Annotated in this window: 21 protein-coding genes and 1 pseudogene; 16 read left to right on the forward strand and 6 right to left on the reverse strand. The window is 67.3% G+C overall.

Annotated elements, in window-relative coordinates; genetic code table 11:
- Positions 1–5: 5 nt before the first annotated feature.
- Positions 6–428 (reverse strand): VOC family protein, encoded by a 423-nt coding sequence (locus tag AC1DK9_RS06040; RefSeq protein ID WP_476915618.1) that lies wholly within the window; start codon positions 426–428, stop codon positions 6–8.
- Between the two features lie 14 nt (positions 429–442).
- On the opposite strand from AC1DK9_RS06040, the gene AC1DK9_RS06045 reads away from it, so the two are divergent.
- Positions 443–769: a chorismate mutase gene (locus AC1DK9_RS06045; RefSeq protein ID WP_476860544.1), complete on the forward strand. Its 327-nt coding sequence runs from the start codon at positions 443–445 to the stop codon at positions 767–769.
- A 15-nt stretch (positions 770–784) separates the two neighbouring features.
- Here the strand turns inward: AC1DK9_RS06045 and AC1DK9_RS06050 are convergent, their stop codons facing one another.
- Positions 785–1,171, reverse strand: coding sequence for a hypothetical protein (locus AC1DK9_RS06050; RefSeq protein ID WP_441417674.1), 387 nt, complete (start codon positions 1,169–1,171; stop codon positions 785–787).
- 145 nt (positions 1,172–1,316) lie between these two features.
- On the opposite strand from AC1DK9_RS06050, the gene AC1DK9_RS06055 reads away from it, so the two are divergent.
- The 6 genes and pseudogenes from AC1DK9_RS06055 to pdxS form a co-directional block, all read left to right on the forward strand.
- A complete protein-coding gene (locus AC1DK9_RS06055; RefSeq protein ID WP_476915313.1) occupies positions 1,317–1,646 on the forward strand; it encodes a DUF6504 family protein in 330 nt (109 codons plus the stop codon).
- Positions 1,643–5,230 (forward strand): DNA polymerase III subunit alpha, encoded by a 3,588-nt coding sequence (locus tag AC1DK9_RS06060; RefSeq protein WP_476915314.1) that lies wholly within the window; start codon positions 1,643–1,645, stop codon positions 5,228–5,230. The genes AC1DK9_RS06055 and AC1DK9_RS06060 overlap by 4 nt, the downstream gene beginning before the upstream one ends.
- 136 nt (positions 5,231–5,366) lie before the next feature.
- Positions 5,367–7,376, forward strand: a complete 2,010-nt coding sequence (thrS, locus tag AC1DK9_RS06065) for a threonine--tRNA ligase (protein WP_476915315.1) — start codon at positions 5,367–5,369, stop codon at positions 7,374–7,376.
- Between the two features lie 11 nt (positions 7,377–7,387).
- On the forward strand, positions 7,388–8,095 hold the full coding sequence (locus tag AC1DK9_RS06070) for an HIT family protein (protein WP_476915316.1): 708 nt from the start codon (positions 7,388–7,390) through the stop codon (positions 8,093–8,095).
- Entirely contained in the window at positions 8,085–8,723 is a 639-nt protein-coding gene (gene pgsA, locus AC1DK9_RS06075) for a phosphatidylinositol phosphate synthase (protein ID WP_476860549.1), read from the forward strand. Before AC1DK9_RS06070 ends, pgsA begins: the two co-directional genes overlap by 11 nt.
- Before the next feature lie 212 nt (positions 8,724–8,935).
- Positions 8,936–9,736, forward strand: a pseudogene (gene pdxS, locus AC1DK9_RS06080) (pyridoxal 5'-phosphate synthase lyase subunit PdxS); the annotation flags it as partial.
- Positions 9,737–9,808: 72 nt separating this feature from the next.
- Here the strand turns inward: pdxS and AC1DK9_RS06085 are convergent.
- Entirely contained in the window at positions 9,809–11,821 is a 2,013-nt protein-coding gene (locus AC1DK9_RS06085) for a M3 family metallopeptidase (RefSeq protein WP_476860550.1), read from the reverse strand.
- Positions 11,822–11,902: 81 nt separating this feature from the next.
- On the opposite strand from AC1DK9_RS06085, the gene AC1DK9_RS06090 reads away from it, so the two are divergent.
- Genes AC1DK9_RS06090 through AC1DK9_RS06100 form a run of 3 tightly spaced genes read left to right on the forward strand, consistent with a single transcriptional unit; the run spans position 11,903 to position 14,549 of the window.
- Positions 11,903–13,201: a CapA family protein gene (locus tag AC1DK9_RS06090; RefSeq protein WP_476915317.1), complete on the forward strand. Its 1,299-nt coding sequence runs from the start codon at positions 11,903–11,905 to the stop codon at positions 13,199–13,201.
- Positions 13,202–13,203: 2 nt separating this feature from the next.
- Complete coding sequence (locus tag AC1DK9_RS06095) at positions 13,204–14,055, forward strand: alpha/beta fold hydrolase (RefSeq protein ID WP_476915318.1); 852 nt, start codon at positions 13,204–13,206, stop codon at positions 14,053–14,055.
- Positions 14,052–14,549, forward strand: a complete 498-nt coding sequence (locus AC1DK9_RS06100; protein WP_476915319.1) for a P-loop nucleotide/nucleoside kinase family protein — start codon at positions 14,052–14,054, stop codon at positions 14,547–14,549. Before AC1DK9_RS06095 ends, AC1DK9_RS06100 begins: the two co-directional genes overlap by 4 nt.
- Here the strand turns inward: AC1DK9_RS06100 and AC1DK9_RS06105 are convergent.
- From AC1DK9_RS06105 to AC1DK9_RS06115, 3 genes are read right to left on the reverse strand one after another with little or no spacing between them, the layout of a single operon-like run.
- Positions 14,530–15,018, reverse strand: a complete 489-nt coding sequence (locus AC1DK9_RS06105; RefSeq protein WP_476915320.1) for a GNAT family N-acetyltransferase — start codon at positions 15,016–15,018, stop codon at positions 14,530–14,532. The genes AC1DK9_RS06100 and AC1DK9_RS06105 overlap by 20 nt on opposite strands.
- A gap of 28 nt (positions 15,019–15,046) precedes the next feature.
- A complete protein-coding gene (locus tag AC1DK9_RS06110; protein WP_476915321.1) occupies positions 15,047–15,862 on the reverse strand; it encodes a type 1 glutamine amidotransferase in 816 nt (271 codons plus the stop codon).
- On the reverse strand, positions 15,859–17,148 hold the full coding sequence (locus AC1DK9_RS06115; RefSeq protein ID WP_476915322.1) for a MurT ligase domain-containing protein: 1,290 nt from the start codon (positions 17,146–17,148) through the stop codon (positions 15,859–15,861). The genes AC1DK9_RS06110 and AC1DK9_RS06115 overlap by 4 nt, the downstream gene beginning before the upstream one ends.
- 103 nt (positions 17,149–17,251) lie before the next feature.
- On the opposite strand from AC1DK9_RS06115, the gene pdxT reads away from it, so the two are divergent.
- The 6 genes from pdxT (at position 17,252) to yajC (ending at position 21,776) form a co-directional block, all read left to right on the forward strand.
- On the forward strand, positions 17,252–17,953 hold the full coding sequence (gene pdxT, locus AC1DK9_RS06120; RefSeq protein ID WP_476915323.1) for a pyridoxal 5'-phosphate synthase glutaminase subunit PdxT: 702 nt from the start codon (positions 17,252–17,254) through the stop codon (positions 17,951–17,953).
- Between the two features lie 3 nt (positions 17,954–17,956).
- Complete coding sequence (locus AC1DK9_RS06125; RefSeq protein WP_476860558.1) at positions 17,957–18,712, forward strand: YebC/PmpR family DNA-binding transcriptional regulator; 756 nt, start codon at positions 17,957–17,959, stop codon at positions 18,710–18,712.
- Positions 18,709–19,296 (forward strand): crossover junction endodeoxyribonuclease RuvC, encoded by a 588-nt coding sequence (gene ruvC / locus AC1DK9_RS06130; RefSeq protein ID WP_476915324.1) that lies wholly within the window; start codon positions 18,709–18,711, stop codon positions 19,294–19,296. The genes AC1DK9_RS06125 and ruvC overlap by 4 nt, the downstream gene beginning before the upstream one ends.
- Positions 19,297–19,377: 81 nt before the next feature.
- Positions 19,378–20,022: a Holliday junction branch migration protein RuvA gene (gene ruvA / locus AC1DK9_RS06135; RefSeq protein WP_476915325.1), complete on the forward strand. Its 645-nt coding sequence runs from the start codon at positions 19,378–19,380 to the stop codon at positions 20,020–20,022.
- Complete coding sequence (gene ruvB, locus AC1DK9_RS06140; protein WP_476915326.1) at positions 20,015–21,136, forward strand: Holliday junction branch migration DNA helicase RuvB; 1,122 nt, start codon at positions 20,015–20,017, stop codon at positions 21,134–21,136. Before ruvA ends, ruvB begins: the two co-directional genes overlap by 8 nt.
- 211 nt (positions 21,137–21,347) lie before the next feature.
- A complete protein-coding gene (gene yajC, locus AC1DK9_RS06145; protein WP_476915327.1) occupies positions 21,348–21,776 on the forward strand; it encodes a preprotein translocase subunit YajC in 429 nt (142 codons plus the stop codon).
- The last annotated feature ends 69 nt before the right edge of the window (positions 21,777–21,845 follow it).

Raw genomic sequence — 21,845 nt, forward strand, 5'->3', positions numbered from 1 at the left:
AGTCCCTAGACGGTGACCTTGCCGCCGGCGTCGACCGTCCAGGTGGGGTTGAAGGCGACCTCCCAGCGGAACCCGTCCGGATCCGCGAAGTAGCCCGTGTAGCCGCCCCACGGCTGGGTCTTCGGCGCGGCGACGACGACGGCGCCGGCGGCCTCCGCCTGGCGCATCACCTTGTCCACCTCGTCGGCGCTGCCCACGTTGTGGCTCAGCGTGATGCAGGGGATGCCGGCCGGAGCGTCGGTGCCCGCCTCGGCCTGCATCTGCCCGGCGTCCCAGAGCGAGAGGATAAGGCCGTGGTTGACCTGGAGGAAGACCACTTCGCCGGGAACCTCCCGGTGGACTGGCCACCCGAGGCCTGCCACGTAGAAGCGGCGTGAGGCGTCAACGCTGCGGACACCCAATGAGATGAAGTCGACTCGTGGTTGCATCATTCGATACTGTCATGCACATGTCCACACATCACCGTGACGCCAAAGAAGCCCAGGCCGATAAGGAACAGCTCGCCGCCGTGCGGGTGGCCGTGGATGAGGTGGACGAGCAGATCGTCGCGCTGATCGGCCGCCGCGAACGGCTGATCCGGATTGCCGGCACCCTGAAGGCGGACAGTGCCGAGGTGAGGGCGCCAGGCCGCGTGGAGCGGGTCCTGGAGCACGTCAAGGCCACGGCGGAGCAAAAGGACATCGACACCGAGATTGTCGAACAGACCTACCGGGCCATGATCGATGCCTTCATCCGGCTCGAGCTGGATGTCTACAAAGCCTCCAGCTAAGGCTGGTCGAACCGGTTAGAGCGACTCTTCGACCGGGACGTTGGCCTGGTATTCGCGGCCCTCGCAATCGCTGTAAGCCGTCATCAGGTGGCCCTTGGCCAGACCCATCACCGTACTGAGCGGAAAGTTGCCGGTAATGGTGTTGCCGGAGTGCTCTACGCCCTTGAGGTCGAAGTTCTCTTCCGTGCCGTCATGGCTGAAGCAGAAAAAAGAAACGGCCTCGCCGTTCATGAACTCGATTTCCATCCGGCGCTGGTGCGAATGGTCCGGAGTGGCCGCCACGAGCCCCACCACATAGGCCCCGGAACTCGGGATATTCCCGTCTATATCGAACTTCGCCACCAAGGTTGAATCCTTGGCGGCGATGCTTACGTGCTTCAGGAGTGCGCTATGGGAGCTCATAGCTCAATCCTGCTACCTGCGCCTGCGTCCGTCCACCCCCCATCTAGGTTTTGTCCCGGGCCCGGCGTAGACTTGAAGTGTTCGAAAATATATTCGAATACCCTCTCAAAATTCTTGCCAGAGGGCTGCGCTTCCGGGAGGCATCATGGGGACATTCAGTCAGTCGGTGGATGTCGCCTGCACCCCGGCCGGCCAGCCGTTGTCCCTTGACTGGGCCGGGCGGCATTACGAGGTCTGCGCCGAACCCGTCCGCTGGTTCGAGCGGCGGCAATGGTGGGCCGAGGAGCAACGCGCGCCATTGGGCAGCGGGCCGGGGCTGGTGGACCACGAGATTTGGCGGATCCAGGTCAGGGAGGCCGGCACACCGGAACAGACCCTCACCCTGGACCTGAGCCGGCACCTTGGCAGCGGCCGCTGGCGGTTGCTGCGGATCCATGATGCCCTTCACCCACTCAGGAAGACCGAGTCGGCATGAGTTTCACCCATCTGCACGTTGCCACCGCCTTCAGCGCCCACTACGGGGTGTCCTGGCCGGAGGAACTCGCAGCCGCTGCTGCCGCTGACGGTGCCACAGCGCTCGCCTGCACGGACCGCGACGGCCTCTACGGCACGGTCAAGCACCTGAAGGCGTGCATGGCCGCGGGCCTGGACGCGATCGTCGGGGTGGATCTGGCAGTCTTCGACGACGACGGGGACCTCCGCACCCAGCTGGGCGGACGGGTCGTCGTCCTGGCGCACGGACAAAACGACGGTGCCGGCTACCGTGCGCTGTGCAGGCTGGTTTCCGATGCCCACGCCCGAACCACGGGCAAGGCCGGGGGAACTGTGCCGGTCGCCGTGACCAGGGCGGAACTGGCCTCGCGCGCCCTGGACCCGCAGACCCTCAAACCGGTGCTAACGGTACTGATCGGCCCGGACTCGGATGTCGGCCGTGCCATGGGAGGCCGGCGGTACCTGCGCCCCCGGACGCTCTTCAAGCGCTGGCTGGATGCCATGCCGGCAGGAACCCTCGCCGCAGAGGTCGTCTCGCAGCTCAGCCCTCCCGGCGAACCGCTGAGCACCGCCCATGCCGTGCGGATGCTCAAGCTTGCCGCGGAACACGCCGTTCCCGCGGTGCTGAGCAATGCCGTACGGTACTGCGCCGAGGACGGCGCCGCCACGGCGGACGTACTGGACTCCGCCCGGGCACTGAAATCGCTGCCCGAGCTCTCCGCCGCGCCGCTGCTGCAACCCAACGGGCAGGGCTGGCTGAAGTCCTCCGCGCAGATGCTGCGGCTGGGCCAGGAAATCATGCACGCCGCGGGCTATGGTGCCGCGGACCTGAAGAGCCTGCTGGCCCATACCGAGGCGCTCGCGGACCGCTGCCGGATGGACCCGGGCGCGGACATGGGATGGAAGCAGCCAGTGGTCCCGGAAGCCTCGGTCATCGGGATCGCGGGGGATCCGCTGGTTGAGCTCACGCAGCGCTGTGAGGCGGGCATCAGCCGGCGTTTCACTGGGATCTCCGGCAAACCCGCCGAAGAGCTGCGAGCCCGGCTGGAGCACGAACTGCGGATCATCGACAGCTTGGGCTTCGCCTCGTATTTCCTGACGGTCGCCGAAGTTTCCCGGATGATCCTGGACATGGGGGTCAGGGCGGCCGCCCGCGGCTCGGGAGCATCCAGCCTGGTCAACTTCCTGATCGAGGTCAGCCAGGTCAACCCGCTGCAGCACGACCTCATCTTCGAACGCTTCCTCTCCCGGGACCGCGCCACCCTGCCGGACATTGACATCGACGTCGAAAGCGCCGAGCGGCACAACGTCTACCGGAAGATCTTTGAGCGCTTCGGCTCCGAGCGCGTCACGCTGATGAGCATGCAGAACGGTTACCGCGCCCGCGGCGCCGTCCGCGACGCCGGCCTGGCCCTGGGCATGGACGGCGGCGACATCGACGAGATCGCCAAGCAGCTCTGGCGGTTTTCGGCCCGGAACTTCCGCGAAGCCCTGGTGGAGAAGCCGGAGCTGAAGGAATTCGCCGGCCGGGTGGAACAACGGGACTTCACCGAAAACCAACAGCTGGACCTGCTGGTGGACCTCACCGAACGGTTGGACCGGCTGCCGCGCCACATTTCCATGCATCCCTGCGGTGTCATCCTCGGCGACGCGACCCTGCTGGACCGTACCCCCGTGCAGCCCAGCGGCCTGGGCCTGCCGATGAGCCAGTTCGACAAGCACGACATGGATCCGATGGGCATGCTCAAACTCGACGTCCTCGGCGTCCGCATGCAAAGCGCCATGGCGTTCGCGGTCCGGGAGGTGGTCCGACTGCACCCGTCGAAGGCCGAGGTGGTGGCAGCAGGCCGCCACCCGGCAGGGCCGGATGGAAACGGCCCGGATTACATCTCCGCCGACGGCCACATCGACCTCAACGCCGTCCCGCTCGACGACGAACCCACCTTTGAGCTGATCCGCAGCACCCACACCCTGGGCTGCTTCCAGATCGAGTCCCCTGGCCAGCGGGAGCTGATCGGAAAGCTGGCGCCGCGGGAATTTAACGACCTCATCATCGACATCTCGTTGTTCCGGCCGGGGCCGATGAAGTCGGACATGGTCCGGCCATTCCTGGAACACCGGCATGGCTTCGCGCCGGAGGTCTACCCGCACCCGGACCTCAAGCCGGTGCTCCAGGAGACCCACGGGGTCACCGTCTTCCACGAGCAGATCCTCAAGACGTTCCATGTCATGACCGGCTGCGGACTGGCCCGGGCCGACGAATTCCGGCGGGCGCTCGGCAACGAGGTGCTGGAGGCCAAGGTGGAGGAATTTTTCCGCCGGGAAGCCCGGGCCCGGAACTACACGCCCGAGGTAGTGGACAAGGTCTGGGGGACCTTGAAGGCGTTTGGCAGCTTCGGCTTCTGCAAGGCCCACGGCGCCGCCTTCGCCGTGCCTACCTACCAGTCGGCGTGGCTAAAGACCCACCACCCGGAAGCCTTCTTGGCCGGGCTCTGGGAACACGACCCGGGCATGTATCCCAAGCGGCTGCTGGTGGCCGAAGCCCGGCGGCTGGGGATTCCCATCCTTCCGCTGGACATCAACCGCAGTCAGGCCGAATACCGGGTGGAACGCGTGGAGGCCGGCCCGGACCGCGGCAAGCTCGGCATCCGGCTCAGCCTGAACGGCATTTTCGGGCTGTCCGGGGCCGAGCTGAAGCGGATCGTGGCAGGCCAGCCCTATGATTCCCTCGCGGACCTGCGGGCCCGCTCCCGGATCAGCAAACCGAGCATCCAGCGGCTGGCACAGCTTGGCGCCTTCGACTCGCTGCACCGTTCCTCCGGCGGCACCGCCAACCGGGCAGACCTGGTCCAGCACCTGCAGCAGCTGCAGGGCCGACCGCAACGCAAGGGCGTCGAGATCATCGAGGGGCAGCTGGCGCTGCCGCTGGGCGACGTCGAGCTCAAGAACCTGAAGGGCGGGCTGCCCGCCCCCACGCTGGTGGAAACCGTCCGCGCCGAACTGGACCTGATGGCGCTGGATGTTAGCGGACACCTGATGGCCAGCCACCGGCCCCTGCTGGAGCGGCTGGGCGTAACGACGGCAGACAAGCTGCTGGGGTTGCGCAACGGCACCGAGGTGCTGGTGGCCGGGGTGCGCGTGGCCACCCAGACCCCGCCGATGCGCGGCGGCCGGCGGGTGGTGTTCATCAGCATCGATGACGGCACCGGCTGCGTCGACTCGGTCTTCTTCCATGAAGCCCAGGAACAGGCCGGGCCGCTGCTGTTCAGCACGCGGCTGCTGCTGATCCGGGGAACCACCCGGCGGACCGGACCGCGGGGCATCAGCATCAGCGCCTCGATGGCCTGGGACCTCAGCCGCACCGAGACCCTCCCGTTCCCCACCCCCGGGCCCGGAACCATACCCGGGGACGCGCCCGGAGCCGTACCAGGAACCGTACCTGGAACCGCGGCGGAAGAGGGGTCCGCTTCAGCCGGCGCCGGCGCCGGGAACCAGCCCGACGTCGCGGTGCCCGGGCCGCTGGACGGAATCCGCCGGACCCTTGCCATTACCGGGTTTGGCGGCTGAACCACCGCTGACGGGCGGCTCACCCGCCGCAAGCTGCGTTGGTTGGCCTATCCGGAACCCGATAGCATGGACGAGGCTGGCTGTGGTCCCCGTACGCCACAAGCTACGAAGCCTTAACTTTGAATAGGAGACACCCGTGTCAGATGCCCAGCAGATCACCCTTCTCGTCGACGGCGAAGAGACCAAGGTGACTACCGGGACCACCGGCGCGGAACTCTTTTTTGAGCGCCGCGACGTCGTTGTGGCCCGCGTCAACGGCGAGCTCAAGGATCTGGACCAGCCGCTGCCTGAAGGCGCCACCATTGAAGGTGTCACCATTGATTCCCCGGACGGCCTCAACGTGCTGCGCCACTCCACCGCCCACGTGATGGCACAGGCCGTGCAGCAGCTGCGCCCCGATGCCAAGCTCGGCATTGGCCCGTACATCACCGACGGTTTCTACTTCGACTTCGACGTCGCGGAGCCCTTCACCCCGGAGGACTTGCGCCAGCTGGAAAAGATGATGCAGAAGATCATCAACCAGAACCAGAAATTTGTCCGCCGCGTGGTCTCCGAGGACGAGGCGCGCGAGGCCATGAAGAACGAGCCCTACAAGCTCGAGCTCCTGGGCAAGAAGAACGAAGCGGCCGAGGCCGGCGAGGGCGTCAACGTCGAGGTCGGCGCCGGTGACATCACCATCTACGACAACGTGGACCGCAAGAGCGGGGACAGCGTCTGGTGCGATCTATGCCGCGGCCCGCACCTGCCCAACACCAAGCTGATCTCCAACGCTTTCGCGCTGACCCGCTCCTCGGCGGCCTACTGGCTGGGCAACCAGAACAACCAGCAGTTGCAGCGCATCTACGGCACCGCCTGGCCCACCAAGGACGCGCTCAAGGCCTACCAGGAGCGAATTGCCGAGGCTGAGCGACGCGACCACCGCAAGCTCGGCGCCGAGCTGGACCTGTTCTCCTTCCCGGACGAACTCGGCTCCGGCCTGCCGGTGTTCCACCCCAAGGGCGGCATCATCCGCAAGGCCATGGAGGACTACTCCCGGCAGCGCCACGTCGATGCCGGCTACGAGTTCGTCTACACCCCGCACATCACCAAGGGCCACCTGTACGAGGTCTCCGGCCACCTGGACTGGTACCGCGACGGCATGTTCCCGGCGATGCACATCGACGCTGAACTGAACGAGGACGGCACGGTCCGCAAGCCCGGCCAGGACTACTACCTGAAGCCGATGAACTGCCCCATGCACAACCTGATCTTCAGGTCCCGTGGACGTTCCTACCGCGAACTCCCGCTGCGTCTCTTCGAATTCGGCTCGGTCTACCGCTACGAGAAGTCCGGCGTGGTACACGGGCTGACCCGCGTCCGGGGCATGACCCAGGACGACGCCCACATTTACTGCACCCGCGAGCAGATGAAGGACGAGCTCACCTCGACGCTGAACTTCGTCCTCGGGCTGCTCAAGGACTACGGCCTGGACGACTTCTACCTCGAGCTCTCCACCAAGAACGAGGAGAAGTTTGTCGGCGACGACGCCACCTGGGAGGAAGCCACCCGCACCCTCGCCGAAGTGGCCGAAGCTTCCGGGCTCGAGCTCATCCCGGATCCGGGTGGAGCAGCGTTCTACGGGCCGAAGATTTCGGTCCAGGCCAGGGACGCGCTCGGCCGTACCTGGCAGATGTCCACCATCCAGCTGGACTTCAACCTGCCCGAACGCTTCGAACTGGAGTTCCAGGCCGCCGACGGCACCCGCCAGCGGCCCGTGATGATCCACCGCGCCCTGTTCGGCTCGGTGGAGCGCTTCATGGGGGTCCTGACCGAGCACTACGCCGGCGCCTTCCCGGCGTGGCTGGCCCCCGTGCAGGTGGTCGGCATCCCCGTGGCCGAAGCCTTCAACGACTACATGTTCGACGTCGTCGACCAGCTCAAGGCCGCCGGCATCCGGGCCGAGGTGGACATCTCCTCGGACCGGTTCCCGAAGAAGATCCGCACCGCCAGCAAGGACAAGATCCCGTTCGTGCTGATCGCCGGCGGGGACGACGCCGAGGCCGGCGCCGTGTCCTTCCGCTTCCGTGACGGCAGCCAGGATAACGGCGTGCCCGTTGCCGAGGCCGTCCGGCGGATCGTCGACGCCGTCCGTAACCGGACCAGCTAGGGGAGCCGCGCGTGCAGGAGACCACAGGCGCCGGCCCGGGATACCCGGGCGATGACGGCGTGACCGACGACTTTGGCCTGGCCGGGGTTCCGGACGCCTTCCAGCGCCTGTGGACTCCGCACCGCATGGCCTACATCAAGGGCGGACAGCACCAGTTCAAGAACCCGGATGACTGCCCGTTCTGCGTCGCCCCCGAGCGCGAGGACGACGATTCCCTGATCGTGTACCGCGGCCGGTCCTGCTACGTGGTGCTGAATCTCTTTCCCTATAACCCGGGCCACTTGCTCGTCTGCCCCTACCGTCATATCCCGGATTACACGGACCTGACCGTGGAGGAGACCGCGGAGTTCGCCGAGCTGACCCAGACCGCCATGCGGGTGCTGCGCAAGGTCGCGAACCCCACCGGTTTCAACTTGGGCATGAACCAGGGCGTGACCGGCGGTGCCGGCATCGCCGGCCACCTGCACCAGCACGTTGTGCCGCGTTGGGGCGGGGACGGTAACTTCTTCCCGATCATCGCGCAGACCAAGGCGATCACCCAGACCCTCGGCGAAGTCCGCCAGCAGGTCGCCGAGGCGTGGCCGCAGGATCCTGACCAGGACCTCGGCCGGGGACCTGGCCGGAACCTGGGACAGGACACCGCCCGGGGCGGCGACCACGGTGGCGACCAGGCCGGAAAGACTGGGCAGATGCCCTCCGGGGCGTCGAATGCTGAATAAGCACGCCCGCGGCTTCTTCACCGCGCTGTTCACGCCGCTGGCCCGCTGGCTGCTGCGGATGGGTGTCTCGCCCGACGCCGTCACGATCGTCGGCACCGCCGGCGTCGTCGTCGGCGCGCTCGTGTTTTACCCGCTGGGCCAGCTCTGGTGGGGAACGCTGTTCATTACCGCGTTCATCTTCTCCGACGTCATCGACGGCATCATGGCCCGGATGCAGGAACGCGGCGGGCGATGGGGGAACTTCCTGGACTCCACCCTGGACCGCGTTGCCGACGGAGCCCTCTTCGCCGGCGTCGCCATCTGGTTCTTCACCGGCGGCGCCGACACGCCCATCGCCATCGCCGCCGTCGTCTGCCTGGTCCTGGGCATGGTGGTGTCCTACGCGCGGGCCAAAGCCGAGGCGCTCGGCTACCACGCGAACGTCGGCATCGCCGAGCGCGCCGAAAGGCTGGTGTCGGTGCTGGTGGTCACCGGCTTCACCGGCATCGGCCTCCCCACCGTGGTCCTGTTTGCCACCCTGTGCCTGCTGGCCGTGGCCAGCTTCGTGACCGTGGTGCAGCGCATCGGTTCGGTTCGCCGACAGTCGCTGGAAGAAACCACCGGGAGTGCCAGCGAACAGGCCGCCTAACCGCGGTTCCGGCAGGCCGGTCCACCCGTGTTTCCAGTCCCGGCGAGAGGGCTGTAATCGGAATTCAACCCGGCCGGGGCGGGGGACTAGTATTAGGCGTACCGGCCAATGGTTCCCGGTAATCCGGTGTGTGCGAGCCGGTGTATGCGAGATTGTCATCCGCGTGCCGTCCGCGCCCCGGCGAGGTCATCTATCTACCCATAGGGGTTTTTGTGTCTACACCTGATGTAAGCAACGAAGCCGGCGCGTCCGCGAAGAACGTTACGGGCAGCAGCCGCGTCAAGCGCGGCATGGCGGAGATGCTCAAGGGCGGCGTCATCATGGACGTCGTCAACGTCGAGCAGGCCCGCATCGCCGAGGATGCCGGTGCCGTGGCCGTCATGGCGCTGGAACGCGTTCCCGCCGACATCCGCGCCCAGGGCGGCGTGTCCCGGATGAGCGATCCGGACATGATCGACAAGATCATCGACGCCGTCTCCGTGCCGGTCATGGCGAAGGCGCGGATCGGCCACTTCGTCGAGGCCCAGGTCCTGCAGTCCCTCGGCGTCGACTACATCGACGAGTCCGAGGTCCTGACCCCGGCCGACTACACCAACCACATCGACAAGTGGAACTTCACCGTTCCCTTCGTCTGCGGTGCCACGAACCTCGGCGAAGCGCTGCGCCGCATCAACGAAGGCGCGGCCATGATCCGCTCCAAGGGCGAGGCCGGCACCGGAGACGTCTCCAACGCCACCACGCACATGCGCCAGATCCGCGCCGAAATCCTGAAGCTGGCCGCGCTGCCCGAGGACGAGCTCTACGTCGCCGCCAAGGAACTCCAGGCCCCGTACGAACTGGTCAAGGAAGTTGCCTCCACCGGCAAGCTTCCGGTGGTGCTGTTCACCGCCGGCGGCATCGCCACCCCGGCCGACGCAGCCATGATGATGCAGCTCGGCGCCGACGGCGTCTTCGTCGGCTCCGGCATCTTCAAGTCCGGCAACCCGGCCCAGCGTGCCGCCGCCGTCGTGCGTTAAGTCCATCGATTGCTCCGTAGATGCCCTTTAGAGGGTTCTAAACGGCGTCTACGGAGCAATCGATGAGGGTCAGTCGAGGCCGCGGCGCTTGAGCAGCGGTTCGAGCCGGGCGTCGCGGCCGCGGAAGGCGCGGAAGGACTCCAGCGGGTCGCGGCTGTTGCCCCGGGAGAGCAGCTCGGCCCGGAAGAAGTCGCCGTTCGTCCGGGTCAGGCCGCCGTTGTCCTTGAACCATTCGACCGTCTCGGCGTCGAGCACTTCGCTCCAAATGTAGGAGTAGTAGCCGGCGGCGTACCAGCCGCCGGCGAAGATGTGCTGGAAGTAGCCGGTCCGGTAGCGCGGCGGGATCAGGCTGTGCGCGACTCCGGCTGCGGCCAGGGCCTTGGCCTCGAACTCCAGGGCGTCATCCGGGATCTCGTTACCGTCGAGCACGTGCCAGGCAAGGTCCAGAAGGGCGGCGCCAAGGTACTCGGTGGTGCCGAAGCCCTCGCCCCACAGGGCGGCCTCGTTGAGCTTGTTCACTGCTTCCTGCGGCAGTGGCTCGCCGGTGGCGTGGTGCCGCGCGTAGTTGGCGAGCACCTCCGGCCACATGATCCACATTTCGTTGACCTGTGAGGGGTATTCGACGAAGTCACGCGGCACGGAGGTGCCGGCGAAGCGCGGGTAGGTGACGGAGGAGAACAGGCCGTGCAGGGCGTGGCCGAACTCGTGGAAGGTGGTACGCAATTCGTCCAGGGTCAGCAGGGTGGGCTCACCGGCGGGCGGCTTGGAGATGTTGAGGTTGTTGATAACCACCGGCCGGGTGTTCAACAGCCCGGACTGCTCGACGAGCGAGTTCATCCAGGCTCCGCCGCGCTTTGAATCCCTGGTGTAGTAGTCGCCGAGGAACAGGCCCAGATCGGTACCGTCGGAGTTCTTGACCTCCCAAACCCGGACGTCCGGGTGGTATCCCGCCAGGTCGGTGCGTTCGTGGAAGGTGATGCCGTACAGGGCCGTGGCGGCGAAGAACACGCCGTCCTTCAGCACCCGGTCCAGTTCGAAGTACGGCCGCAGGGCCTGCTCGTCCACGGAGTACCGCTCGCGCTTCACCTGCGCCGAGTAGTAGGCCCAGTCCCATGCCTCGAGCGGGTGGCCGGCGACCTCGGCCAGGGCTTCCGCCTCGGCGTCGGCGTTCCGGACGGCGGCCGGAGCGAGGCGGTTCATCATGGCCTGCACGGCTTCGAAATCGGGGGCGGTCTGCTGGTCCACGCTGAGCTCGGCGAAGTTGGCGAAGCCCAGCAGCGCTGCCTTCTCGGCGCGGAGCCGGACCATGTCCTTGACCAGGCCCAGTACGTCGAGGCTGCCGCCGCCGCTGCCGCGACCGATCGACGCACCGTACAATCGGCGCCGCACCTCCCGGTTTTCCAGCGCAGCCATGGCGGGCTGGTTGCTGGGCTGGATCAGGGTGAGAAGGTACTTTCCGGAGTGACCGGCGGTGCGTGCCGCCTCGGCGGCACTGGCGACGTCGTCCGCGGGCAGGCCGGCAAGTTCGGTGGCATCGTCAAGCAGCAGCGAGGCTGACTTCATGCCCTCCTTGACCCGCTGGCCGAACTCGGTGCCGAGGGTGGAGAGCTCGGCGTTGATGGCCTTGAGCCGATCCTGGCCGGCCGCGTCGAGCTGGATGCCGGTCTGGCGGAACTCTTTGAGGTACTCCTCCACGAGGCGGTTTGATTCCGGGTCCAGCCGGTCCGTGTTGATGGCGGCGAAGCGCTCGAACAGGCCACGGTTCAAGTAGACGGCGTCCTGGTGGGCCGAAAAACTGGGGGAGAGGCGCGTCTCCAGCTCCCGGATGGCCTCGGAGGCGTCCGCGGACACAAGCGTGAAGAAGGACGCCGCTGCACGCTGCAGCAACTGCCCGGAGCGCTCCATCGCCAGCGCAGTGTTCTCAAAGGTCGCCGGCTCCGGATCGTCTACGATCGCCTGGATTTCCGCCAGATGCACGGCGAGACCGGCCTCGACGGCTTCGGCGTAGTGCTGGACTTCGATGTCCGCGAAAGGCGGCAGTCCGTACGGCAGGGGGCTGGGGCTCAGCAGGGGATTGGTCATGAAATAACTCTTTCATGCCGGGGGCCGGTTCTCAATGGATCGCTAGGCGTGTTGTGACCGGCGCCACCGTACGATGGCGGAATGCGAACAAATTTCCCCACGCTGCGCGGACGCCTCCTGGCCGGGTCCGCCGTGGCGCTCATGGCGGTCTCCCTGGCCTCCTGCGGCCTCGTTGCCCGCCCCGACGCTAACGCGGGGCCGAGCTCGGCCGCCGCTGGGCCCACTGGCGGCGCCACTGCCGGCGCCACTGCGGCGGGAACCCCGGGATCCACGCCGGAGGCGTCCTCGTCCGAGACGCCTACGCCGACCCCGACGCCGACGCCCGGGAAGGGTCCGGCCTGCGCCGCCGTCCGTTGCACCACCGTCCTGGTCACCGGGGACATGCTGGTCCACGCCCAACTCTGGGATCAGGCCCGCGCCGACGCCCTCTCCGCAGGCGCCAAGGGCCTGGACTTCGAACCTCTCCTGGCGGGCCAGCGCAGGTACATCGAAAAGAGCGACCTCGCCATCTGCCACCAGGAAACACCGGTGGCCGGACCAACCGGGCCGTTCTCTGCCTACCCCTCGTTCAACGTTCCGCCGCAGATCATCCACGCTGCCAAGCAGGTGGGTTACCAGGCCTGCACCACCGCCAGCAACCACACCATCGACCAGGGCACCGCGGGCCTGGTCCGCACCCTGGACGCCCTCGACGCGTCCGGGCTGCAGCATACCGGTTCCTACCGCAGTGAGGCGGACTCCCGCAGCGTGCTGATCCTGCCGACGGCGGCGGCGAAGGTCGCCGTGATCGAGGCCGCATACGGGCTGAACGGCCAGACCCCGGAGCACGCCTGGCAAGTGGACATGCTGGATCCCGCCGCGATGATCGCCAAGGCCCGCAAGGCGAGGGCGCTCGGCGCCGACATTGTGCTGGGCGTCATGCATGCCGGGGACGAGTACGCCAGTGTGCCGAACGAGGAGCAGCGCAGGGTGGCCCACGCGCTGGTGGACAGCGGCCAGTTCACCATGATCTACGGCCACCACACCCACTCGGTGCTCCCGATCGAGCGCTACAAGGGAACCTGGATCGTGTACGGGCTCGGCAACGGCGTTACCGAACTCTCGCCCTGGTATGTGGTCAACAACGAGGGACTGCTGGTACGCGCCCAATTCAGCCAGGACGCCGCGGGCAAGTGGTCCGCCTCGGACCTCGCCTGGGCGCCTTCCGTGATTGTCCGTGACCCTTACCGGTGGTGCTCCGTCGCCACGGACGCCCCGCAGGGCCCCTGCGCGGGTGCCGCCGCGGACGCCGCGACCCGGCTGCGGACCCGGACGGTGGTGGAATCGATGGGCGCTGCCGCGGCCGGCGCCCACGAACTGCTGATCACCAAGGAACGCTGACCGTGGACACACTGATGGAACGACGGCGGACCGTGGCCTCACACGGCGCCGAGCTGGCCGTCTACGAATACGGCCTCGAACCTGGCCCGGAGGTGCCGACACTGGTGCTGGTCCACGGCTATCCCGACGATCACCGGGTGTTCCTGCCTGCCATCCGCGAACTGGGCTCGACTTACCACGTGGTCGCCTACGACACGCGAAACGCCGGCGCATCCACCGTGCCCGGGAGGCCCGGAGACTTCGCATTGGCCACCCTGTCTGATGACCTGTTTACGGTCATCGACGCCGTCGGGGCCGCCGGTGTGCACCTGGTGGGCCACGACTGGGGGTCGATCCAGGGCTGGGCTGCCGTGCAGGACCCGCGTGCCGCCACACGGATCAGCCGGTACACGAGCATCTCGGGACCGGACCTGCGCCACTTCTCGCGTTGGGTCCGCTCACGGTTCCGGAACCCGCGCTCCTGGCGGCAGCTGGCCGGGCAGTTACTGCGCAGCTGGTACATCGCCGGCTTTCTCGTCCCGGTGCTGCCCGAGGCCGCCTGGCGGCTCTTCCTGACGCGGCGCTACGAACGGGCGGTCAAACGCAGCGTCGGCAATGACCCGGTCCGCGGGCTGGCGCTCTACCGCAGCAATATCCCATCAGCCCGGCACTGGCCCGCTGCCGCCCGGGTGACCATTCCGGTGCAGGTGGTGGTGCCGACACGTGACCCATTCCTGTCCCCGGACCTGGTGGAGGGGCTGGAGCACTGGGTGGCGGACCTGACCGTGATCCGGGTGGACAGCGGCCACTGGTGGCCGGCAACCCGGCCGGCGGAATTCGCGGCGCTGCTCAGAAACAGCCAAGCAGGGCAATGACGACGGCGGAGCCAGTCGTCCATCTTCTGTGCGGGCTCAACGGTGCCGGCAAGTCCACGTTGGCCAGGGATCTCGAAACCTCCCTGCCGGCCGTCCGCTTCAGCCTGGATGACTGGATGCTGCGGCTATACCCGGGACTGCACTACGCCTCCGAGGACTATGGAAGGCTCGCGGAAGACTGCAAGCTGCTGATCTGGGACACCGCTGTCCAGGTCCTGCGGGCAGGTATCGACGTCGTGCTGGACTGGAACCAATGGAGCCGTGCCCGGCGGGCACAATGGCGGGAAAAGGCCGCGGAGGCCGGGTTCGACGCAGTGCTGCACTACGTCCAGACGCCTCTGGACGTCGCTATCGAGCGCGTTCGCCGTCGGACCCTGGCCGCAGAACCTGGCACGCATCCGTTGACGGAGGAAGGTGTCCGCCACCTGGCGGGAATCTTCGAGGAGCCGGCCAGCTCGGAGGGGTTGCGGATCCTTAGGGTTGCCGGGCCATGAAGACGCTGTGCGGGTCCTCAACATAGCCGGCAAAGGGCGGGCAGAGCTCAAAGCCATGCCGTGCGTAGAGTCGCCGGGCAGGAGCGAAATATTCCTGCGAACCGGTCTCCAGGCAAACCCGTCCGTAGCCGCGATGCCGTGCCTCGTCCAGGATCCTGGTTAGCAGGAGTGCGGCGACGCCCCGGCCGCGCGCGTGCCCGGCCGTCCGCATGGATTTGATTTCGCCCTCACCCGAGCCGAGGTCCTTGAGCGCGCCGCAGCCGAGAAGCTGCCCGGGGCCCGTCCCGTGACTGCCCGTCCCATAACCGGCCCGCGCGGTCCAGAAGGTGATTTCCGGGACTGTCAGGGCGGCCGGGTCCAGGGCGTGCACGCTCTCGGCCGGCGAGGTCGCAAACATGTCGGCGAGGTGTTCGTCGAGCAGCAGCCGGACGTCCGCCCGCGCAGGGTCGTCCTGGGCAATGACGATCACGGAATCCGCCTGCACCGCTTGCTGGGCCTCAGCGCGGCCGGCGGGCAGCGTGCTCGCGGGCCAGCACGGCGTACGAGTCGTCGGGGGTGCCCGGCGAGAAGCTGCCGTACTTGCGTTCGACGGCGGTCTTGATCAGGAAGTCCGCCAGTGCGGGGTTCTTGGGCAGCAGGGAACCGTGCAGGTAGCTCGCGACGATGTTGCGGTAGCGGGCGCCTTCCTGGCCGTCGCTGCTGTTGTTGCCGGTGCCCTTGGCCGTCGTACCCAGCGGCTCGACGCCGGGGCCCAGCGTGGTCTGGCCACTGTGGTTCTCGTAGCCCAACACCGTGCCGAACTCGGGGGAGGCCACCGAGACGTTACCGATCAGCCGTTCATCGGTGCCGTGCGTCTCCACGTCCAGGATGCCGATGCCCGGGATGACGGAGCCGGTCCTGGTCTTGAAGAACTTCCCGAACAGCTGGTACAGACCGCAGATGACCAGCATCGGCGTACCGTCCTCGGCGAGCTCCTTGAGGACACTCTCGCGGGAGAGCAGGTCGTCCTGGATTACCAGCTGGCCGCTGTCCTGGCCGCCGCCGCCGACGATCAGGTCGACTCCGGCAGGGAATTCGTCCCCCACGTTGTACTCAAGCAGCTCCGGAGAGTAGCCGTGCCACCGCAGCCGTTGGGCCAGAACGAGGGCGTTGCCCCAGTCGCCGTAGATGTTCATATCCCGGGGGTAGAGCTGCAGCACGCGGATCGTGCCTTTGCTGGGGGTTCCGGCGTCTTCGGGCGGGAGCTCATGCCCGAAGGAGAGTCCGTGCGGGGCTTCAGGGGTTTCAGGAGTTTCGGGGGACTCGGGGGTCATGAGACCACCTCCACTGTGGTGATTTTGGACAGCTCGCGCCGGATGGCCAGCATGGCAGTGTAGGTGCAGAAAATCCGTTTCGGCTTGTCCGCCGAGCCGCGGATGAAGGCGGCAAGGGCGGCGGCGATGTCCGTGTCGACCGCGCCGATCGCCACGTCGTCGTACTGCAGCCGCAGCGCCATGTCGTAGGCGCGCGAGCCGGAGAGCTGGTCCACGCCGCCGTCGCGCAGGGTGTCGAATTCCACGTCCCACAGCCAGGACATGTCCCGCCCGTCCGCGTAGTTGTCATTGATGGCGATCATGGTGGCGTAGCCGGCGGCCGGGAAGGACTTCAGGCCCAGCCGGAAGCCGCTCGGGTTCTTAACCAGGACCAGCTCCAGCGGCAGGCCGTCAACCACCAGGCTCTCGCCGCGGCCGAAGGCAGGCGCCACGTTGGCCAGGGCCTTGAGCAGGCCGGGGTGGTCGGTGCCCGTGCCGCGGGCGCCCGTGATGGCCCGGGCCAAGGTCAGGGCCGCCGCCGCATTGAAGATGTTGTACACGCCGCGGAGCTTCATACCGGTGCTGACCGAGGCGCCGTCGTACTCGAAGTCGGCGTCGTCCGCTCCGACCCGGCGGAGGACGACGTCGGCTGCCGGCTTGGCGGGGGCCGGCGGCACCGGGCTGCCCGGGGCCGCCCGCATTTCGTCGTCGTTGGGGAAGGTGCTCAGCAGCGAGTCATCGAGGCCGAAGTAGCGGACCTCGGGGCCGTCCACCGTCCCTGCGATCCGGGCGACCCGGGGGTCCTCACGGTTCAGGACGACGGTCCCGGTGGTTTTGGCAGCGATATGCTGCAGCAGCTCGGCAGTCTTGTCGATCTCGCCGAAGCGGTCCAGCTGGTCGCGCAGAACGTTCAGCAGCAGGCAGTACCGCGGCGGGACCTTGTTGACGAAGTGCACAGCGTGGGCCTCGTCCAACTCCAGGACGGCGACGTCGGCGTCGAGCCGTCCGCGCCAGTCCACTTCGCCGAGCAGCGCGGCGGCCACGCCCCGGGTGAAGTTGCTGCCGGTGCGGTTGGTGAAGACCTTCAGGCCCTGGCTTTCCAGCAGCTCCACCACCATCTTGGTGGTGGTGGTCTTCCCGTTCGTGCCGCTGACGACGGCGACGCCCAGTGGCAGCGTCGAGAGTGTCCGTTGCATGAAGCCGGGATCGATTTTTTCGACCACCAGACCGGGAAGGGCCGAGCCTCCACCCCGGAGCCGGGAGACCCGGCGGACGAGCTTGCCGAGCGGAACGCTGAAGTAGAGCATGCTTTGTAATATATCCCAGCGGCGGCATGGAACCCGGTCCGGCCGCCCAGCCCGGTGCGGCTGCAGTGCACCTACTTGGGACACCGCGCACTATGCTGGCAACATGACCACCCCCCATTCCCTGCCTGGCTCCCGTGCGGGTTCAGGCCTGCGGATCGGCGTCCTGGCGCTCCAGGGCGACTTCCGCGAACACTTGCACGCTGTGGAAGCCGCCGGCGCCACGGGCATCGGCGTGCGCCGCCCCGCCGAGCTGGACGGCCTGGACGGCCTCATCATTCCCGGCGGGGAATCCACGACGATCGACAAGCTGGCCCGGATCTTCGAACTGCGGGAGCCGCTGCGCGAACGCATCCGGGCCGGGCTGCCGGTCTACGGGTCCTGCGCCGGGATGATCCTGCTGGCCGAGGACATCGCCGACCCCGCCACGGACCTTGCGGGCAACCCGCAGCAGACCTTCGGCGGCCTGGACATCACAGTCCGGCGCAACGCCTTCGGCCGGCAGCGCGAATCATTCGAGACAGACCTGGAGTTCAAGGGACTCGAGTTCAGCGCGGATGAGTCCGACGTGGCCCCGGTGCACGCCGTGTTCATCCGCGGGCCCTGGGTGGAACGCGTCGGCGCGGGCGTGGAAGTCCTGGCTCAGGTGGAACCGTCCAGGGCGGGCCACCCGGAATCCCTCGGCGGGACAGCTAGAATTGTTGCAGTGCGTTCCGGCAAGCTGCTGGCCACCTCCTTCCACCCGGAAGTGACGGGGGAGAAGCGCGTGCACGAATTGTTTATTCGAATGATCAGAGGAGAAGCGTAAAGCATGTCAGGCCACTCCAAATGGGCGACGACCAAGCACAAGAAGGCTATCCTGGACAGCCGCCGGGCCAAGTCGTTCGCCAAGCTGATCAAGAACATCGAAGTTGCCGCACGCATGGGCGGACCCGACCTCGCGGGCAACCCGAGCCTGGAACTCGCCGTCACCAAGGCCAAGAAGACCTCGGTACCCGCTGACAACATCGACCGCGCCATCAAGCGCGGCGCCGGCCTCACCGGTGAGGTCGTCGACTACACCGAGATCATGTACGAATGCCGCGGCCCGCAGGGCTCGGCCCTGCTGATCGAGTGCCTCACGGACAACAAGAACCGCGCGGCCTCCGAGGTCCGGCTCGCCATTTCCCGCAACGGCGGCACCATCGCCGATCCCGGTTCGGTCAGCTACCTGTTCTCCCGCAAGGGCGTCGTCTCGCTGCCCAAGAACGGCTTGACCGAAGACGACGTCCTGATGGCCGTCCTCGACGCCGGCGCGGAGGAAGTCAAGGACAACGGCGAGACGTTTGAGATCCACTCCGAACCGACGGACCTGCAGGCCATCCGCGATGCGCTCAAGGAAGCCGGCATCGACTACGACACCGACGAGGCCGAGTTCGTGCCCTCCATGCAGGTGCCGCTGGACCTCGACGCCGCCAAGAAGTTCATGAAGCTCGTGGACGCCCTGGAAGAGCTCGACGACGTGCAGAACGTCTACAGCAACGCAGACCTCAGCGACGAAGTGCAGGCCGCACTGGAAGCCGAGTGACCCTGCGCGTCCTCGGCGTCGATCCGGGCCTCACCCGCTGCGGAATCGGCGTCGTGGACGTCGAGCGGAACCGCCGCGCCACGATGGTGGCTTTCGGCGTCGTTGGTACCTCCCCGGAGGAAAGCCTTGACCAGCGGCTGCTTGTCATTGCCACCGCGATCGATGACTGGCTGGACAAGTACGAGCCGCATGTCCTCGCCGTCGAACGTGTTTTCTCCCAGCTCAACGTCAGCACCGTGATGGGCGTGGCCCAGGCTTCCGGCGTCGTGATCGCGGCCGCCGCGCGCCGCAGCATTCCGGTGGCGTTGCATACGCCTTCCGAGGTCAAGGCCGCCGTGACCGGCAGCGGCACCTCCAACAAGGACGCCGTCACCAAGCTCGTCACCAAGATCCTGCGGTTGGATGCCCCGCCGCGGCCCGCCGACGCCGCCGATGCCCTGGCGCTGGCCATCACGCACGCGTGGCGGTCCGGCGGCGGCACGGCGACCACAGGGACTACCGCCGCGGGGGTGGCCGGCCAGTCGCTCACGCCCGCGCAACGCGCCTGGGCCGACGCGGAGGCCAAGGCGCGCCGCGCGCGCTGAATGTCCGGGGCGCTTGCTAGGGTATTCGTAGATATGTTCGGATAGTCGGCTGCAGCCCAGCCGTAGACCAGGAGCCAGGCCTTGATCAGTTTTCTCCGCGGAACCGTAGCGCACGTCGGCCTGTCCTCGGCAGTGATCGACCTCAACGGCGCCGGCATGAGCGTCAATGCGACGCCGCAGACCCTCAGCAAGCTCCGTGTCGGGGAGGAGGGCAAACTCTTCACCTCCCTGATCGTGCGCGAGGATTCACTGACCCTCTTTGGCTTCTCGAGCGACGACGAACGCGAGGTCTTCGACGTGCTGCTCAGTGTCAGCGGCGTCGGACCTCGGCTGGCGCTGGCCGTCCTGGCTGTCCACGAACCCGAAGCCATTCGCGTTGCCGCGCATTCCGGCGACGGCAAGGCCTTCACCAAGGTGCCGGGCATCGGGCCCAAGGTCGCCGGCCGGATCGTGCTGGAACTCGCCGGGAAGCTGGTGCCGCATGGCACCCCCGGCGGGACCGCGCCGGTCAAGTCCGCAGAGGCCGTGTGGAAGCCGCAGGTGGTTGCCGCGATGACGAGCCTGGGCTGGTCCGAGAAGGACGCCACCGCCAGCATCGACAAGTCGCTGGAAGATTCCCCGGAGCTCGCCGCGCAGGGCAACGTCGCGGAAATCCTCCGCGCCACGCTGCGCTGGCTCGGCCAGGATGGCGCCCGCGCCGGGAACCGGGTAGGCGCCCGTGGCTGAGCCGTCGCTCACCGCCGGGGGAGAGGAACCGGAAGAGCGCGCAATCGAGGCCGCCCTCCGGCCCAAGAACCTGCACGATTTCGTGGGCCAGCACCGGGTCCGCAAACAACTCTCGCTCGTCCTGGAGGCTTCCCGGATGCGCGGCCGCAGCGCCGACCACGTGCTGCTGTCCGGTCCGCCCGGCCTGGGCAAGACCACGCTGTCCATGATTATCGCCGCCGAGATGAACGCCCCGTTGCGGATCAGCAGCGGCCCGGCCATTCAGCACGCCGGGGACCTGGCCGCCATTCTCTCCTCGCTGTCCGAGGGCGAAGTCCTGTTCCTCGACGAGATCCACCGGATGTCCCGGCCGGCCGAAGAGATGCTCTACATGGCGATGGAGGACTTCCGCGTCGACATTGTCGTCGGCAAGGGCGCCGGGGCCACAGCGATCCCGCTCGAGCTGCCGCCCTTCACCCTGGTCGGCGCCACCACCCGCGCGGGCCTGCTGCCGGGGCCGTTGCGGGACAGGTTCGGCTTCACCGGGCACCTGGAGTTCTACTCCGTCGAGGAACTCGAGCTGGTGCTGCGCCGGTCCGCCGGCCTGCTGGACCTGAAGGTCAACTCCGCCGGGTTCAGCGAGATCGCCGGCCGTTCACGCGGCACGCCCCGCATCGCCAATCGCCTGCTCCGCCGCGTCCGTGACTGGGCCCTGGTGCACGGCGTGGACCAGATCGACGCCCGGGCAGCGTCGGCCGCCCTGGACATGTACGAAGTGGACAAACGCGGCCTGGACCGCCTGGACCGTGCCGTCCTCGAGGCGTTGATCACCAAGTTCGGCGGCGGCCCGGTTGGCCTTTCCACCCTGGCGATCGCCGTCGGCGAGGAAACCGAAACGGTGGAAACCGTCGCAGAACCGTACCTGGTCAGGGAAGGCCTGCTGGGCAGGACGCCCCGCGGCCGGATTGCCCTTGCCCCGGCATGGACCCACCTTGGTTTCGCGGTACCCGCCGGCGCCTTCGGGCAGGATCCTTTGGACCTGTTCCAGGCCGGCGCGGCCGATGCTGAAGCTGCCGGCTTCGGCCCGGAGGGCGCGGAAGAAGCCGATCCGGAATGGATCCGTAATAGTCAATAGCACTCGCTAGTGACCTTTTCCCTTTAGACTGGTATGACGCTCGGCACGTTCGGGCTTTTGTTTCCGTGTGCGGCTACCGCTAGCCGTTGCTGGCCGGGCATGATTTTCTGCCAGGTTTACTGCCGGGTCTACCCGGCAGCCCCCGGAACGGAACGGACGTTGCTGTGAAACCAGCTTGCAAGTACAGAACGGAACTTTCCCCTTGGATCCAATGACAATTCTCCTGTTCGTCATGCTCGGCGTGTTCGTCTTCATGATGTTCCGCCGCAACAAGAAGACGCAGCAGCAGCAGGCGGAACTCCAGTCGAAGTTCGCCCCCGGTGTCGACGTCATGACCAGCTTCGGCCTGTTCGGCCGGATCGTCGAGATCGACGAGGCCGAAAACAAGGTTGTGCTGGAACTCTCCCCGGGTAACACCGCCACCGTGCACCGCCAGGCCGTCACCAAGGTCGTGGAGCCGGTCGTTGCCGCCGAGGAGGCCCCCGTGGTTCCCGACGACGCGTCCTCTCTCACCCTGGGCAAGACCGACGAGACCGTCACCGGCGTCGACACCGCTGCTGCCGCCAGCGAGACGCCCCGCAGCGAAACGCCGGACGAAACCCTGCGCCGCCTGAACGACGAAGGCAAGAACAACAGCTAGTCTGCCTCCTGAGCTATCCCGCGAAGCTACGGTGCGCGGGCATCCGCCGGTGCAGGCCTGACAGGCCGC

It is taken from the genome of Arthrobacter sp. 01T414, assembly GCF_056398965.1.